Genomic DNA, 14,748 nt, shown 5'->3' with positions numbered 1-14,748 from the left:
CATGGACTTCACCCTCGAAGTCATTCCCCTGCCCGTGACCGACATCGACCGCGCCCGGGACTTCTACCGGGACAAGGTCGGCTTCCACGTGGACATCGACCAGGAGGTCATGCCCGGGATGCGGATCGTCCAGCTCACCCCTCCGGGCTCCGGCTGTTCGATCGCCCTCGGCGAGTCGATCTGGGAGATGACCCCCGGCCCCACGCCTGCGCCCGGCTCCTACCAGGGCCTGCAACTGTGCGTCGCCGACATCAAGGCGGCCCACGCGGAACTCGTCGAACGCGGCCTCGACGTCTCGGAACCGGTCCAGTACTCCCCCGACGACGGCGCCACGTTCATGCACTTCCAGGACCCGGACGGCAACGGATGGGCGGTGCAGGAGTACCGGCGCCGGGCCACCGAGCCGCTGCACCAGCTGCTGGCGGACCTGAAGCGGCAGCAGGCCTGACACACCTGGTCAGGAATCGAGAAGCACGGGTGCAGGAGCGCGATTAGCGTCGTTGTCATGACTTCCATCGCATCCGTCACCCTCGAGGTGGCCGACCTCGCCGCCGCCGACCGCTTCTACTCCACCGCCTTCGGTCTGGACGACCGGCTGCGCCTGCGGGCGTCGGAGGCACCGACCTCCGGCTTCCGCGGGTTCACGCTGTCGCTCGTGGTCTCCCAGCCGGCCGACGTGGACGCCCTCGTCGACGCGGCCGTGCAGGCCGGGGCGACGACGCTGAAGCCCGCCGCCAAGTCGCTCTGGGGCTACGGGGGCGTCGTCCAGGCCCCCGACGGGACGATCTGGCAGATCGCGTCGTCGTCGAAGAAGAACACCGGCCCGGCGACCCGGCAGGTCGACGAGTTCGTCCTGCTGCTCGGCGTCGAGGACGTGAAGGCCGGCAAGCAGTTCTACGTCGATCACGGCCTGGCCGTGGGCAAGAGTTTCGGCAGCAAGTACGTCGAGTTCGCCACCGGGCCGGGCCCCGTCAAGCTGGCGCTGTACAAGCGCCGCGGCCTCGCCAAGGTCGCCGGCGTCTCCCCCGAGGGCACCGGCTCCCACCGCCTCACCATCACCAGCGACGCCGGGCCGTTCACCGACCCGGACGGATTCGCGTGGACGACGGTGTCGGAGGACGCGTCGCTGTGAGCGCGCCGCGGGAGTTCCGCCGGGCCCGGCGGAACTGACCTGCAGTGCCGGAAGGACCTACAGCGCCGGAAGGTTCTTCCGCAGCTCGAACGCCGTGACCTCCGAGCGGTACTCCTCCCACTCCTGCCGCTTGTTGCGCAGGAAGAAGTCGAAGACGTGCTCGCCGAGGGTCTCGGCGACCAGGTCGCTGCGCTCCATGAGGGTCAGCGCCTCGCCCAGGTTCTGGGGAAGCGGCTCGATGCCCATCGCGCGGCGCTCCGCGTCGGAGAGGGCCCAGACGTCGTCCTCGGCGCCCGGCGGGAGCTCGTAGCCCTCCTCGATGCCCTTGAGGCCGGCGGCCAGCAGCAGTGCGTAGGCGAGGTAGGGGTTGGCGCCGGAGTCGATGGACCGGACCTCCACCCGGGCGGAGCCCGTCTTACCGGGCTTGTACATCGGGACGCGGACGAGCGCCGAGCGGTTGTTGTGGCCCCAGCAGATGTACGAGGGGGCCTCGCCACCCGCGCCCGCGGTGCGCTCCGCGCCACCCCAGATGCGCTTGTAGGAGTTGACCCACTGGTTGGTGACCGCGGAGATCTCCGCCGCGTGCCGCAGGAGGCCCGCGATGAAGGAGCGGCCGACCTTGGAGAGCTGGTATTCCGAGCCCGACTCGTAGAAGGCGTTGCGGTCGCCCTCGAAGAGCGACAGGTGGGTGTGCATGCCGCTGCCGGGGTGCTCGGAGAAGGGCTTCGGCATGAACGTGGCGTGCACGCCCTGCTCCAGTGCCACCTGCTTCATGACGAGGCGGAACGTCATGACGTTGTCGGCCGTGGACAGCGCGTCGGCGTAGCGGAGGTCGATCTCCTGCTGGCCCGGCGCGCCCTCGTGGTGGGAGAACTCCACCGAGATGCCCATCGACTCCAGCATGGTGATCGCCTGGCGGCGGAAGTCCATGCCGACGTTGGTCGGGGTGTGGTCGAAGTAACCGGAGTTGTCGGCGGGCGTCGGGCGGCTGCCGTCCAGGGGCCGGTCCTTCAGCAGGAAGAACTCGATCTCCGGGTGGGTGTAGAAGGTGAAGCCCAGGTCGGAGGTGCGGGCGAGGGCGCGCTTGAGCACGTAGCGCGGGTCGGCGAAGGACGGGGAGCCGTCCGGCATGAGGATGTCGCAGAACATGCGGGCCGTGCCCGGGGCCTCCGCGCGCCAGGGCAGGATCTGGAAGGTCGACGGGTCCGGCTTGGCGATCATGTCGGATTCGTAGACCCGGGCGAAGCCCTCGATCGCGGAGCCGTCGAAGCCGATGCCCTCGTCGAAGGCCTGTTCCAGCTCGGCCGGGGCCACGGCGACGGACTTGAGGAAGCCCAGCACGTCCGTGAACCACAGGCGTACGAACCGGATGTCGCGCTCCTCCAACGTCCGGAGCACGAACTCCTGCTGCTTGTCCATCTTCCGCTTCCCCATCCTTGCTGGTCAGGCCGCCTGTCTTCCGTACCACGGGAGGCGGTCGGGCACCTGAGCATCCCACCACACCACCATTTCGTACGCGTTGCGGACCATGATCGCCCGGGCGGCCCGGGGTCGAACGCCTCACGTACGGCGGGTGAACTGCTCTTCCGCCCATAGTGCCTGCTCGCACCGACATCCGTAACGGCCGGTTCCTCTCGCTGCGCCACCCGTTTAATTTGCATCTCATATGCAAGTTTAAATAGCGTGCGCACAGTCGAGCCTTGAGGAGCCCTGATGCTGTCCGAGCAGTCCGCCGCCACCGTCCGCGCCACACTCCCCGCCGTCGGCGCGGCCCTCGGCACGATCACCGAGCGTTTCTACGCCGGCCTGTTCGAGGCCCACCCGGAGCTGCTGCGGGACCTGTTCAACCGGGGGAACCAGGCCTCCGGCACCCAGCGGCAGGCGCTGGCCGGTTCCGTCGCCGCGTTCGCGACGCACCTGCTGGACCGTCCGGGGCAGCGGCCGGACGCGATGCTGGCGCGCATCGCCCACAAGCACGGCTCGCTCGGCGTCACGCAGGAGCAGTACCGCATCGTCCACGAGCACCTGTTCGCCGCCATCGCCGAAGTCCTCGGCGACGCGGTCACGCCGGAGGTCGCCGCCGCCTGGGACGAGGTCTACTGGCTGATGGCGAACGCGCTCGTCGCCGTGGAGCAGCGGCTGCGCGAGGAGCGCGGCGGGCCCGCCTGGCGGGCCTGGGAGGTCGTCGAGCGGGTCACCGAGACGGCCGACGTCGCCACCTTCCGGCTGCGGCCCGCCGACGGCGGCCCCGTGCGGGACTTCCTCGCGGGCCAGTACGTCTCCGTCCGCGTCGCGCTCGCGGACGGCGCCCGGCAGATACGGCAGTACAGCCTGTCCGGGGCGCCCGGCCCGGACCTGCGGCAGATCAGCGTGAAGCGCATGCGCGAGGGCGGGGCCCCCGACGGCGAGGTGTCGAACCACCTGCACGCGCGCGTGCGGGTGGGTGACGTCCTGGAACTGTCGGAGCCGTACGGCGACCTGGTCCTGGACGCCGGTCCCGACGACACGCCCCTGCTGCTGGCCTCGGCGGGCATCGGTGTGACCCCGATGACCGCGATGCTGGCCCACCTCGCCGACTCGGGGCACCGCGCCCCGGTCACCGTCGTGCACGCCGACCGCTCCCCCGCGACGCACGCCCTGCGCACCGACCACGAGGCCTACGCGGCCAAGCTCCCGGACGCGGCCGTCCACCTCTGGTATGAGCAGGACGCCCCGGCGGGCACCCACCCCGGCCTGGCCGACCTCACCGGCGTTCCGCTCGCCCCGGGCACGCGCGCGTACCTGTGCGGTCCGCTCCCGTTCATGCGGGCGGTGCGGACCCAGCTGATCACGAAGGGCGTGGCCCCCGCCGACATCTACTACGAGGTGTTCGGCCCGGACCTGTGGCTGGCGGGGCAGTCGGCCTAGACGTCCCGGGGATCAGCTCCCCGCGAGATCCCCAGCAGCAGGACCCCGGTCGGCTCCGCCACGATGTCCTGCACCGTGACCGGGTCCAGTGAGGCGAAGAACGCCTCCTGGGCCCTGCGCAGGGCTGCGCGCAGGCGGCAGGCGGAGTTGAGGGGGCAGGGGGTGGGGCCCTCGCAGTCCACGACGTCGCCGTCGCCCTCGAAGGCGCGGACCACCGCACCCACCGAGGCCGTGCGGCCCTGCTCGGTGAGGGTGAGCCCGCCGCCGCGGCCGCGGCGGGCCTGAAGCAGTCCCATGTGCTGGAGCTCGGCGACGACCTTCGCCAGGTGGGTGTAGGGCACGTCCATGCCGTCCGCGACGTCCCGGGTCGTCGGGCTGGACCCGCCCGCGACGGCGAGCCGCATCAGGACCCGCAGGGCGAGGTCGGTGGAGCGCAGCAGCCGCATGCAGGCAGCGTAAGTAATGGGAATCTGCGGTTCAAATTATCCGGCGGGCGACCGGCGCCGGGATCGGTGAACCTGTCGTGCAGCTGTCGGTGCCGTATCGATTCGGCCCATTCCGGTGGCAGCCCTACGAGGCGCCCCGCCTCCCCCATTACGATCAGCCCCCCGTCACTTTTCCCACGAAGGACACCTCATGGGCTCCGCCAACAAGGGCAGCACGGCACGCAAGGCGCGAATAGAGGAGATGCGGCGCGCCGAGCAGGCCCGTGAGCGCCGCAACCGGATCCTCACCATCGCGGCCAGCGTGGTGATCGTCACCGGCCTCGTCGTCGGCGGCGTCGTGCTCGTGCGCTCGCAGGACGACAAGGGCAGTGACACCGCGGCGAGCGACTCCTCGGGCAAGGGCAAGTTCGTGACGGGCAAGGACGGCGTGAAGACGTGGGAGGGCAAGCTGTCCCGCAACCACGTCAGCAAGGCCGTGAAGTACGCCTCCGAGCCGCCGGTCGGCGGTGACCACAACCAGGTCTGGATGAACTGCAACGGCGACGTCTACACCGAGCAGCTGGACAACACCAACGCCGTGCACTCGCTGGAGCACGGCGCGGTGTGGGTGACGTACAACGCCGACGCGAAGAAGGCCGACATCGACGTACTCGCGGCGAAGGTGAAGAAGACGCCGTACACGCTGATGAGCCCGATGGACGACCAGAAGGACCCGATCATGCTCTCGGCGTGGGGCCACCAGCGCACGGTGACGGGTGCGAGCGACCCGAACGTGGACAAGTTCTTCGAGAAGTTCGTCCAGGGCGAGCAGACCCCCGAGCCGGGTGCCGCCTGCACGAACGGCCTGTCCAAGTGAGGCACGTCGGGCTGGTCGCCGGGGCCGCGGCGGCGGCGCTCGTCGCGGCCGGGGCGATCACCTACGCCGTCGCCGGGGACGACGGCAACGGCAGGACGCCGACGGCCGAGTCCGCGGACGCCGGCTTCGCCCGGGACATGGCGGTGCACCACCAGCAGGCCGTGGAGATGTCGTACATCGTGCGCGACCGCACCAAGGACGAGGAGGTCCGGCGCCTGGCGTACGACATCGCGCAGACGCAGGCCAACCAGCGCGGCATGATGCTCGGCTGGCTCGACCTGTGGGGCCTGCCCAAGGTGTCCTCCGAGCCGCCGATGACCTGGATGGACATGGGTGGCATGGCCTCCGGCAAGGACGGCGCGCTGATGGCGGGCATGGCGACCAACTCCGAGATGAAGAAGCTCGGCGAGCTCAGCGGCAAGCAGGCGGAGGTCTTCTACCTCCAGCTGATGACGGACCATCACAAGGGCGGCGTCCACATGGCCCAGGGCTGCGTGAACAGGTGCACGGTCGGCGTGGAGAAGCGGCTCGCGCAGGGCATGGTGGACGCGCAGCAGTCGGAGATCTCCCTGATGGCGGACATGCTCAAGGAGCGCGGCGCCGCGCCGCGTCCCTGAGGGGTGTCCGCGGCGTCCCGCGTACCGTGCGCTGCCCGGCACGCCCGGCACGCCCCTAGGGCGTAAGCCCCAAATCGTCCTGCATCAAGGCGCCTTGGGCACTTCTTGGCCTGCGTAGAACGCTTCTTGGGTTTCGCATTCCCCTGACATGAACGGTTCGTCGCGAGAGTGGCGACCGTCGAGTGATCCACTCGCGACGAACCGCACAGGGGGTTCCATGAGATCCAAACGCGCCAAGGTGCGCGCCGGGGTGAGCATGGCAGCGACACTGCCGATGCTCGCCGGCGCGCTGGCGCTCGGCATACCCACGGCGCACGCAGCCGACCACCCGCTTCGCGACCTGCTGTCCGGGACCCGGCCGGCCTGGGCCACGGCCCGAGCGGACAAGGGTGCCGCCTCCGACGGCGCCCGGGTCTCGGCCCGGGTCTACCTGGCCGGCAAGGACGCCGCGGGCCTCGCCGCCTACGCGAGGGCCGTCTCCGACCCGGACTCGGCCTCGTACGGCAAGTACCTGACGGCCAAGCAGGCGCAGGCCCGCTTCGGTGCGACGAAGGCCCAGGTGGCGGCCGTGAAGGCCTGGCTGACCGCGGCCGGTCTGAAGGTCACCGGCGTCACGCGGCACTACGTGTCCGTCAGCGGTGACGTGGCCGCCGCCGAGAAGGCGTTCGGCACCCAGCTGCACAACTTCGCCAAGGGCTCGAAGACCTACCGCGCCCCGGCGAGCGCCGCCTCCGTGCCGCAGGGCCTGGCCGACGCCGTCCTGACCGTGACCGGGCTGGACAACGCGCCGCACATGGCCACGCACGACGACCAACTGCCGCCGCCGGACACCGTGTTCCGCAACGCGGGGCCGTTCTCCTCGTACTACGGCTCGAAGACCGCGAGCACGCTCCCGAGCGCGTACGGCAAGAAGCTCCCGTACGCCGTGAAGGGTTACACGGGCAAGCAGCTGCGGGCCGCCTACGGTGCGGGCACGCGCACCGGCAAGGGCGTCCGGGTCGCCATCACGGACGCCTACGCCTCCCCGACGATCGCCTACGACGCCGGCACCTACGCCAAGCGCAACGGCGACGCGGCGTGGAAGACGGGCCGGCTGCACCAGGTGCTGCCCCAGAAGTACACCGACACCAAGGACTGCTCGGCCTCCGGCTGGTACGGCGAGGAGACCCTGGACGTCGAGGCCGTGCACGCGGTCGCACCGGCCGCGGACGTCACGTACGTGGGCGCCGCCTCCTGCGGGGACGGGGACCTGCTCGACGCTCTCGGCAAGGTCGTGGACAACCACCTGGCCGACATCGTCTCCAACTCCTGGGGCGAGGTCGAGGCCGTGCAGACTCCCGACCTCGCGGCCGCCTACGACCAGGTGTTCCAGCTGGGCGCGGTCGAGGGCATCGGCTTCTACTTCTCCTCCGGCGACGACGGCGACGAGGTCGCGAGCTCCGGGACGAAACAGGTCGACTCCCCTGCCAACTCTGCGTGGGTCACCGCCGTCGGCGGTACCTCGCTGGCCGTCGGCAAGGACGACACGTACCTCTGGGAGACCGGCTGGGGCACCGACAAGGCCGACCTGTCGGCCGACGGCAGGAGCTGGACGGGTTTCCCCGGCGCCTTCACCTCCGGCGCGGGCGGCGGCACCAGCAGGACGGTCGCCGAACCCTCCTACCAGCGGGGTGTCGTGCCGGACGCGCTGGCGAAGGCGGACGGCGCGGACGGCAACCGGGTCGTCCCGGACATCGCGGCGATCGCCGACCCCAACACCGGCTTCCTGGTGGGGCAGACGCAGAGCTCGCCCGACGGGAAGAAGCAGGCCTACAGCGAGTACCGCATCGGCGGCACCTCGCTCGCGGCTCCGACGATCGCGGCCCTCCAGGCCCTGGCCCAGGAGGCCCGCGGCAAGGCGATCGGCTTCGCCAACCCGGCGATCTACGCCAAGGCCGGGTCGAAGGTCTACCACGACGTCACCGACAACCCGACGGGCTCCGGCCTCGCCGTGGCCCGGCTGGACTTCGTGAACGGCTATGACGCCACCGGCGGTCTGTCCACGTCCGTACGCAGTCTCGGCAAGGACAGCTCGCTCACGGCCGTGAAGGGCTACGACGACGTCACCGGCGTGGGCACGCCCGCGAGCGGCTACGTGGAGTCGTACCGGCGGCACTGACCTCCGCAAGGGGACCGGGGTGGTGTGGGATGACCCACACCACCCCATTGTGTCGCATTGACGATTACACTGGGCGGCGTGCCTCAACTACGTCTCGCCCTGAACCAGATCGACGCCGGCGTCGGCGACCTCGCCGGGAACACCGAGTCGATCGTCCGCTGGACCCGGCACTCCGCCGAACAGGGAGCGCATCTCGTGGCGTTCCCGGAGATGGTGCTGACCGGGTATCCCGTCGAGGACCTGGCGCTCAGGTCGTCCTTCGTGGAGGCCTCGCGCGCGGCGCTGCGCTCTCTCGCCGCGCGCCTGGCCGAGGAGGGCTTCGGAGACCTGCCGGTGATCGTCGGCTACCTCGACCGCAGTGCGACCGCCCAGCCGAAGTACGGCCAGCCGGCCGGTGCGCCGCAGAACGCGGGTGCGGTGCTGTACGGCGGTGAGGTGGTCCTGAACTTCGCCAAGCACCACCTGCCGAACTACGGCGTGTTCGACGAGTTCCGCTACTTCGTGCCCGGCGACAGCATGCCGGTGCTGCGGGTGCACGGCGTGGATGTCGCCCTGGCCATCTGCGAGGACCTCTGGCAGGACGGCGGCCGCGTGCCCGCCGCCCGTTCGGCGCAGGCGGGCCTGCTGGTCTCGATCAATGCCTCCCCTTATGAGCGCAACAAGGACGACACGCGCCTGGAGCTGGTCCGCAAGCGGGCCCAGGAGGCCGGCTGCACCACGGCGTACCTGGCGATGATCGGCGGCCAGGACGAGCTCGTGTTCGACGGCGACTCGATCGTCGTCGACAAGGACGGCGAGGTCGTGGCGCGCGCGCCGCAGTTCGCCGAGGGCTGTGTGGTCCTGGACCTGGACCTGCCGACGGCGTCCGCGGACGCCCCGACGGGAGTGGTGGACGACGGCCTGCGCATCGACCGCGTGGTGCTCTCACAGGAGCCGCTGCCCCGGTACGAGCCGGAGCTGACCGGCGGCTACGCGGACCGCCTGGACGACGACGAGGAGGTCTACTCGGCGCTGGTCGTGGGCCTGCGGGCGTATGTCGCGAAGAACGGCTTCACGTCGGTCCTGATCGGCCTGTCGGGCGGCATCGACTCGGCGCTGGTGGCGGCGATCGCGTGCGACGCGGTGGGCGCGCAGAACGTGTACGGCGTGTCGATGCCGTCGAAGTACTCCTCGGACCACTCCAAGGACGACGCGGCCGAACTGGCCCGGCGCACGGGCCTGAACTACCGGACCGTTGCCATCGAGCCGATGTTCGACGCGTACATGGGCTCGCTGGGCCTGACGGGCCTGGCGGAGGAGAACCTCCAGTCGCGTCTGCGCGGCACACTGCTCATGGCGATCTCCAACCAGGAGGGCCACATCGTCCTGGCGCCCGGCAACAAGTCGGAACTGGCGGTCGGCTACTCGACGCTCTACGGCGACTCGGTCGGCGCGTACGGCCCGATCAAGGACGTGTACAAGACGTCGGTCTTCCGCCTGGCCGAGTGGCGTAACCGGGCCGCCCGGGAGCGCGGCCAGACCCCGCCGATCCCGGAGAACTCCGTCACCAAGCCGCCGAGCGCGGAGCTGCGCCCGGGCCAGGTCGACACGGATTCGCTGCCGGACTACCCGGTGCTGGACGCGATTCTGGAGCTGTACGTCGACCGGGACCGGGGCGCGGACGAGATCGTGGCGGCCGGGTTCGACGCGGAGCTGGTGGCGAAGACGCTGCGTATGGTCGACACGGCCGAGTACAAGCGGCGCCAGTACCCGCCGGGCACGAAGATCTCGCCCAAGGGCTTCGGGAAGGACCGGCGGCTGCCGATCACGAACGGGTGGCGGGAGTCGCTCTGACGGGCAGGCCGGGGAGGGACTTGATAGGCAAGTGAACACTTGCCTATCATGGGGCCGTGGCCGACGACCTTTTCAAAGCCCTGGCCGACCCCACCCGTCGCACCATCCTCGACGAGCTCGCGGAGAAGTCCGGGCAGACGCTGTTCGAGATCTGCTCGCGGCTGAGCATGAAGCACCGGCTCGGCATCTCGCGCCAGGCGGTCTCCCAGCATCTCGCGGTGCTGGAGGCCGCCGGGCTCGTCGAGACGAGGCGGGAGGGCCGCTACAAGTTTCACGACCTGAACACGGCCCCGCTCGGGCAGATCACGGAGCGATGGCCGGCGCCCGACCCCTCCGGACCGGAAGAGAGCCCGCCATGAGGATCCATCTGACCAGCGTCTTCGTCGACGACCAGGCCAAAGCCCTCCGCTTCTACACCGAGGTCCTCGGCTTCGTGAAGAAGTACGACGTCCCGGTGGGCGAGACGGACCGATGGCTGACCGTCGTCTCCCCCGAGAACCCCGGCGGCACGGAACTGCTCCTGGAGCCCTCCGGCCACCCGGCCGTCAAGCCCTACCGCGACGCACTCGCCGCGGACGGCATCCCGCTCGCCCAGTTCGCCGTGGACGACGTCCGGGCCGAGTACGAGCGCCTCAGCGGCCTCGGCGTCCACTTCACCCAGGAGCCCCTGGACATGGGGCCCGTCACCACGGCCGTCTTCGACGACACCTGCGGCAACCTGATCCAGATCGCGACCCAGCCGCAGCAGTAGCAGTCGCGGCGCTCCCCCTGCGCACGCGTCGTCACCCCCTTGACCGGTGACCGACGCGTTGACACCATCATCACCAGTTCAAGCGGTGACGCAACCGGTGGACGGGACGCGGGAGAGCACATGGCGGAGATCCGCGACATCGAGGTGGTCGTCTTCGACGTCCTCGGCACCATGGTCGACGAAACGGGCGGACTTCGATCGGCCGTCCAGGAGGCGACACACCGGTCCGACGCGGCGGTCACCGGTGAACTGGTCGCCCTGTGGCAGCTCCACCGCGAGCAGGAACAGGAGCGGATCCGCAGAGGGCTCCGCCGGTACGCCGGCAGCGACATCCTCGACGCCGAGGCCGCCCGGCGCGTGGCCCGGCAGGCCGGCGTCACCGACCCGGGGGCCGTCGCCCGGCTCGCCACCGCGGGGCGGCGCCTTCCCCCGTGGGACGACTCGGTCGCCGAACTGGAGCGGCTCACGCGGCGGTTCCCCGTGATCGGGCTGTCCAACGCCTGCCGCACGACCCTGCTGCACCTCAACGCCCATGCCGGGCTGCGCTGGCACCAGGCCCTGTCCGCCGAGGCCGCCCAGGCCTACAAGCCGGCGCCGGAGGTCTACCGACTCGCCCTCGACAGCGCCGGATGCCCGCCGGAACGCGTGCTGGTGGTGGCCGCGCACGCCTGGGACCTCCGCGGGGCGCAGGCGGTCGGCATGCGGACCGCCTACGTCCGGCGCCCGGTCGGGGACCCGCCCACGGACTCCGACGACTTCGACCGGCGGTTCGGCGGACTCGATCAACTCGTCGATGCGCTGACCGGCGGTCACGTAGCGTGGGGCCGGCGAAAGGGGGGCCGGTCATGAGTGAGCGTGCTGTTCCGGCGCGGGTCGTGGCTGCCGAACGCCTCGCCGCCGAGGCGGGGTTCGAGAAGAGCTGCATCCCGGAAGTCGGCAGGCTGCTGAGGACGGCCGCCGCCGCCAAGCCCGGCGGGGTCGTCGCCGAGAGCGGCACCGGGTCGGGAGTGGGGACGGCCTGGCTGCACAGCGGGCTCGGGGCCGGTGCGCGGCTCGTCACCGTGGAGCGGGACCGGGAGCTGGCCCGTCGCGCGGCCGGGGTCTTCGCCGGCGACAGCCGCGTCAGCGTCCTCACCGGCGACTGGCGGCTGCTCGAACCGCACGCGCCCTTCGACGTGTTCTTCTGCGACGGCGGCGGCAAGCGGGACGATCCCCGCAGGGTCGTCGAACTGCTCGCTCCCGGCGGGATTCTCGTCCTGGACGACTTCACACCGTCGGCCGAGTGGCCGCCCCGGTTCGAGGGCGAGGTGGACGAGCTGCGCCTGTTCTATCTGACCCATCCGCACCTGGACGCGACCGAAGTCCTCACCACGCCCGCCAGTTCGGCGATCGTCGCGGCGCGGCGCCAGACGCCCCGGTAGACGGAACGGCGGCTCGCGGGACCCGGTCCCACGAGCCGCCGCGCACCGGATGCCGTCAGTGATGCACCGCTTCCGCCTCCTGCGGGACATGGCTCGCCACGATCCGCTCGCGCCCGGACACCGGAGCCCGGCGCCGGTCCACCGCGTAGGCCAGCGACGCCACGGCCAGGCCGAGGACGGCCAGGGCCACACCGGCCAGGGCCGGGGAGGTGACGCCGAAGCCCGCGGCCAGGGCGAGGCCGCCGATCCAGGCGCCGCCGGCGTTGGCCAGGTTGAAGGCGGCCTGGTTGGCCGAGGAGGCCAGGGACGGGGCCGAGGAGGCCTTCTCCATGACCATGAGCTGGAGCGGGGAGCCGGTGGCGAAGGCGGCCATGCCGAGCAGGATCACGGCCACGGCGGCCGTGAGCTCCGTGCGCATCAGCAACGGGAACAGCGCCAGGACCGCCACCAGCGAGACGAGGCCGCCGAACAGCGTGCCGCGCAGGGAGTGGTCGGCCAGGCGGCCGCCCAGCAGGTTGCCGGCGGTCGCGCCGACGCCGAACAGCGCCAGCAGCAGGGTGACGCTGGCGTCGGCGTAGCCGGCGGCGTCCGTGAGCATCGGCGTGATGTAGCTGTAGGCCGAGAACAGGGCACCGAAGCCCGCGACGGTCGTGCCGAGCGACAGCCAGACCGGCACGGAGCGCAGGGCGGCGAGTTCGCCGCGCAGGCCCTGGGCGGTGGTGTGCTGGTGGTCGTTCGGGATGAGGAACGCGAGCGCGGCGATCGCCGCCAGGCCGATGGCGCTGACGCCGAGGAAGGTCGCCCTCCAGCCGAGGTGCTGGCCCATGAGGGTCGCGACCGGCACGCCCGCGACGTTCGCGACCGTCAGGCCGAGGAACATCAGCGAGACCGAGCGCGCCTTGCGTTCGGGGGCGACCATGTTCGTCGCGACGACGGCGCCCACGCCGAAGAAGGCGCCGTGCGGCAGACCGCTCAGGAAGCGGGCGGCCAGCAGCCAGCCGTTGTCGGGTGCGAGGGCCGACAGGGCGTTGCCCACGACGAAGAGTCCCATCAGGCCGATCAGGACCGTGCGCCGGGACATCTTCGCGGTGACCGCGGCCAGCAGCGGGGCGCCGATGACGACGCCCAGCGCGTACGCCGACACCAGATGGCCGGCGTCGGGTATCGAGATGTTCAGGTCGTCCGCGACATCGGGCAGCAGCCCCATCATCACGAATTCGGTCGTACCGATGCCGAAGGCGCCCACGGCGAGGGCGAGCAGGGCCAGGGGCATGAAGGAGCCTTTCGAGACTTGCTTGGAGATCCGTACACGTATGTTCAAGTACGGAACAAAGTCTCTCAGGCGCACTATTCCACGCGGTGACGCCCAGGTTGCCGATTTCTGCCGGAACTGCCCTGACCAGCGGTTTTCAGGAGCCGCTTGTGGTGACCCTCACACGGGCCGCGACCGGCAGATGGTCGCTGCCCGTCTGCGGGAGGGTCCACGAGCTCTCCGGCTTCAGCCCCCGGACCATGATCTGGTCGATGCGCGCCATCGGGAACGACGCGGGCCAGCTGAAGCCGAGGCCGTCGCCGGCCGCGCCCTGCGTGGAGCGCATCTGGGAGGTCACCGCGTTGAGCGCGCGGTCGTTCATCGTGCCGTTCAGGTCGCCGAGCAGGACGACGTTCTTCAGCGGCTCGTGGGCGATGGCCTCGCCGAGGTAGTCGGCGCTCCGGTCGCGCTGCCGGGCCGTGAAGCCGGCCTCCATCTTCACGCGTACGGACGGCAGATGGGCGACGTAGACCGCGATCTGCCCGGACGGTGCGGTCACGGTGGCGCGCATCGCGCGCGTCCAGCCCATGTCGAGGTCGACGTCCCGCACGCCTGTCAGCGGGTACTTGCTCCACACGCCGACCGTGCCCTGCACCGAGTGGTAACGGTACGTCGACGCCAGCGCCTTCTCGTACGTCGGGACCTCGTCCGGCGTCAGCTCCTCCAGGGCCAGCACGTCCGCGCCGGAGGCGGCCACGTCACGGGCGGTGCCCGCCGGGTCCGGGTTGTCGGCGTTGACGTTGTGCGTGACCACCGTGAGGTCGCCGCCGGCCGCGGTCTTGTCGCTGAGCTGGCCGCCGAAGAGGTTCAGCCAGACCACGGACGGCAGCACCAGCGCGACCAGCGCGGTCGCGGACCTGCGGACCAGGGCGAGGACGAGCAGCACCGGGACGAGGAGCCCCAGCCAGGGCAGGAACGTCTCGGTGAGGCTGCCCAGGTTGCCGATCGTGTTCGGGATGCGCGAGTGCAGCAGCATCACCAGTGCCAGCAGCACCGCGCAGGCGGCGACGACCAGTCCGCGCCGCCAGATTTTCGGATCGCCCCGCCAGGGGCCCGCCAGCCGGTCGAACAGGCGCCGAAGCCGGGTTCCCTGGCGCTCAGGCCCCGAGCCGCCGTTGTCCGTCTCCGTCATGTACGCCTGCTGCGCCATACCGTCGCCTCACTGCCTGCCGTGCACACCATCGCCCCCGTGTCTTTACGACCCTAGGGGATGATCCGTTCCGTTCCCGCCGTCCTTCGACGGCCGTACGGGGGCGATGACGTTCGAGTCCCCACGGCGAGTTCCGGGCACGCCCGCCGAAAGCGCCGTCTGTGA

15 protein-coding genes are annotated in these 14,748 nt (G+C 70.9%); 11 read left to right on the top strand and 4 right to left on the bottom strand.

The genetic code is table 11. The features are described from left to right. Position 1 precedes the first annotated feature (1 nt). Together IO24_RS0103555 and IO24_RS0103550 are read left to right on the top strand one after the other, a co-directional pair. Complete coding sequence (locus tag IO24_RS0103555; RefSeq protein WP_031131675.1) at positions 2–448, top strand: VOC family protein; 447 nt, start codon at positions 2–4, stop codon at positions 446–448. Positions 449–505: 57 nt separating this feature from the next. Beyond that, the gene (locus IO24_RS0103550; RefSeq protein ID WP_031131673.1) at positions 506–1,132 is read left to right on the top strand and encodes a VOC family protein; all 627 of its coding nucleotides are present in this window, start codon (positions 506–508) and stop codon (positions 1,130–1,132) included. A 57-nt stretch (positions 1,133–1,189) separates the two neighbouring features. On the opposite strand, the gene glnA is transcribed toward IO24_RS0103550, so the two are convergent. Then, complete coding sequence (glnA, locus tag IO24_RS0103545) at positions 1,190–2,551, bottom strand: type I glutamate--ammonia ligase (RefSeq protein ID WP_031131671.1); 1,362 nt, start codon at positions 2,549–2,551, stop codon at positions 1,190–1,192. Between the two features lie 294 nt (positions 2,552–2,845). Here glnA and IO24_RS0103540 point away from each other — a divergent pair, with 294 nt between their 5' ends. Continuing rightward, positions 2,846–4,039: a globin domain-containing protein gene (locus IO24_RS0103540; protein ID WP_031131669.1), complete on the top strand. Its 1,194-nt coding sequence runs from the start codon at positions 2,846–2,848 to the stop codon at positions 4,037–4,039. On the opposite strand, the gene IO24_RS0103535 is transcribed toward IO24_RS0103540, so the two are convergent. Beyond that, the gene (locus tag IO24_RS0103535; protein ID WP_031131667.1) at positions 4,036–4,485 is read right to left on the bottom strand and encodes an RrF2 family transcriptional regulator; all 450 of its coding nucleotides are present in this window, start codon (positions 4,483–4,485) and stop codon (positions 4,036–4,038) included. The genes IO24_RS0103540 and IO24_RS0103535 overlap by 4 nt on opposite strands. 190 nt (positions 4,486–4,675) lie before the next feature. On the opposite strand from IO24_RS0103535, the gene IO24_RS0103530 reads away from it, so the two are divergent. From IO24_RS0103530 to IO24_RS0103495, 8 genes are all read left to right on the top strand, one after another. Next, positions 4,676–5,341: a DUF3105 domain-containing protein gene (locus IO24_RS0103530; RefSeq protein ID WP_031131665.1), complete on the top strand. Its 666-nt coding sequence runs from the start codon at positions 4,676–4,678 to the stop codon at positions 5,339–5,341. Further along, the gene (locus IO24_RS0103525) at positions 5,338–5,958 is read left to right on the top strand and encodes a DUF305 domain-containing protein (RefSeq protein ID WP_031131663.1); all 621 of its coding nucleotides are present in this window, start codon (positions 5,338–5,340) and stop codon (positions 5,956–5,958) included. The genes IO24_RS0103530 and IO24_RS0103525 overlap by 4 nt, the downstream gene beginning before the upstream one ends. 217 nt (positions 5,959–6,175) lie before the next feature. After that, positions 6,176–8,116 carry a S53 family peptidase gene (locus tag IO24_RS0103520; protein WP_031131661.1) on the top strand — a complete coding sequence of 647 codons (1,941 nt, stop codon included), beginning with the start codon at positions 6,176–6,178 and terminating at the stop codon, positions 8,114–8,116. A 78-nt stretch (positions 8,117–8,194) separates the two neighbouring features. Next, on the top strand, positions 8,195–9,949 hold the full coding sequence (locus IO24_RS0103515) for an NAD+ synthase (protein ID WP_031131659.1): 1,755 nt from the start codon (positions 8,195–8,197) through the stop codon (positions 9,947–9,949). A gap of 56 nt (positions 9,950–10,005) precedes the next feature. Then, positions 10,006–10,308 carry an ArsR/SmtB family transcription factor gene (locus IO24_RS0103510; protein ID WP_031131657.1) on the top strand — a complete coding sequence of 101 codons (303 nt, stop codon included), beginning with the start codon at positions 10,006–10,008 and terminating at the stop codon, positions 10,306–10,308. Next, positions 10,305–10,700: a VOC family protein gene (locus tag IO24_RS0103505; RefSeq protein WP_031131655.1), complete on the top strand. Its 396-nt coding sequence runs from the start codon at positions 10,305–10,307 to the stop codon at positions 10,698–10,700. Before IO24_RS0103510 ends, IO24_RS0103505 begins: the two co-directional genes overlap by 4 nt. Before the next feature lie 120 nt (positions 10,701–10,820). After that, positions 10,821–11,549: a haloacid dehalogenase type II gene (locus IO24_RS0103500; RefSeq protein ID WP_031131653.1), complete on the top strand. Its 729-nt coding sequence runs from the start codon at positions 10,821–10,823 to the stop codon at positions 11,547–11,549. Then, complete coding sequence (locus tag IO24_RS0103495) at positions 11,546–12,121, top strand: O-methyltransferase (RefSeq protein ID WP_031131651.1); 576 nt, start codon at positions 11,546–11,548, stop codon at positions 12,119–12,121. The genes IO24_RS0103500 and IO24_RS0103495 overlap by 4 nt, the downstream gene beginning before the upstream one ends. 55 nt (positions 12,122–12,176) lie before the next feature. Here IO24_RS0103495 and IO24_RS0103490 read toward each other — a convergent pair whose 3' ends face one another. Both IO24_RS0103490 and IO24_RS0103485 read right to left on the bottom strand, forming a co-directional pair. Further along, entirely contained in the window at positions 12,177–13,394 is a 1,218-nt protein-coding gene (locus IO24_RS0103490; protein WP_031131649.1) for an MFS transporter, read from the bottom strand. A 136-nt stretch (positions 13,395–13,530) separates the two neighbouring features. Beyond that, positions 13,531–14,583, bottom strand: coding sequence for an endonuclease/exonuclease/phosphatase family protein (locus IO24_RS0103485; RefSeq protein ID WP_031131647.1), 1,053 nt, complete (start codon positions 14,581–14,583; stop codon positions 13,531–13,533). Between the last annotated feature and the right edge of the window lie 165 nt (positions 14,584–14,748).

Source organism: Streptomyces flavovariabilis (assembly GCF_000725785.1).
Lineage (GTDB): Bacteria > Actinomycetota > Actinomycetes > Streptomycetales > Streptomycetaceae > Streptomyces > Streptomyces hawaiiensis.
Note: the sequence above shows the minus strand (reverse complement) of the source record. Positions and strands in the feature narration are given on the sequence as shown.

Bases quoted from the DNA above. Each gene is read 5' to 3' on its own strand.
- IO24_RS0103500 (WP_031131653.1), top strand. From the start codon at position 10,821: ATGGCGGAGATCCGCGACATCGAGGTGGTCGTCTTCGACGTCCTCGGC.
- IO24_RS0103535 (WP_031131667.1), bottom strand. From the start codon at position 4,485: ATGCGGCTGCTGCGCTCCACCGACCTCGCCCTGCGGGTCCTGATGCGG.
- IO24_RS0103490 (WP_031131649.1), bottom strand. From the start codon at position 13,394: ATGCCCCTGGCCCTGCTCGCCCTCGCCGTGGGCGCCTTCGGCATCGGT.
- IO24_RS0103550 (WP_031131673.1), top strand. From the start codon at position 506: ATGACTTCCATCGCATCCGTCACCCTCGAGGTGGCCGACCTCGCCGCC.
- IO24_RS0103530 (WP_031131665.1), top strand. From the start codon at position 4,676: ATGGGCTCCGCCAACAAGGGCAGCACGGCACGCAAGGCGCGAATAGAG.
- glnA (WP_031131671.1), bottom strand. From the start codon at position 2,551: ATGGACAAGCAGCAGGAGTTCGTGCTCCGGACGTTGGAGGAGCGCGAC.
- IO24_RS0103555 (WP_031131675.1), top strand. From the start codon at position 2: ATGGACTTCACCCTCGAAGTCATTCCCCTGCCCGTGACCGACATCGAC.
- IO24_RS0103520 (WP_031131661.1), top strand. From the start codon at position 6,176: ATGAGATCCAAACGCGCCAAGGTGCGCGCCGGGGTGAGCATGGCAGCG.
- IO24_RS0103495 (WP_031131651.1), top strand. From the start codon at position 11,546: ATGAGTGAGCGTGCTGTTCCGGCGCGGGTCGTGGCTGCCGAACGCCTC.
- IO24_RS0103540 (WP_031131669.1), top strand. From the start codon at position 2,846: ATGCTGTCCGAGCAGTCCGCCGCCACCGTCCGCGCCACACTCCCCGCC.
- IO24_RS0103485 (WP_031131647.1), bottom strand. From the start codon at position 14,583: ATGGCGCAGCAGGCGTACATGACGGAGACGGACAACGGCGGCTCGGGG.
- IO24_RS0103505 (WP_031131655.1), top strand. From the start codon at position 10,305: ATGAGGATCCATCTGACCAGCGTCTTCGTCGACGACCAGGCCAAAGCC.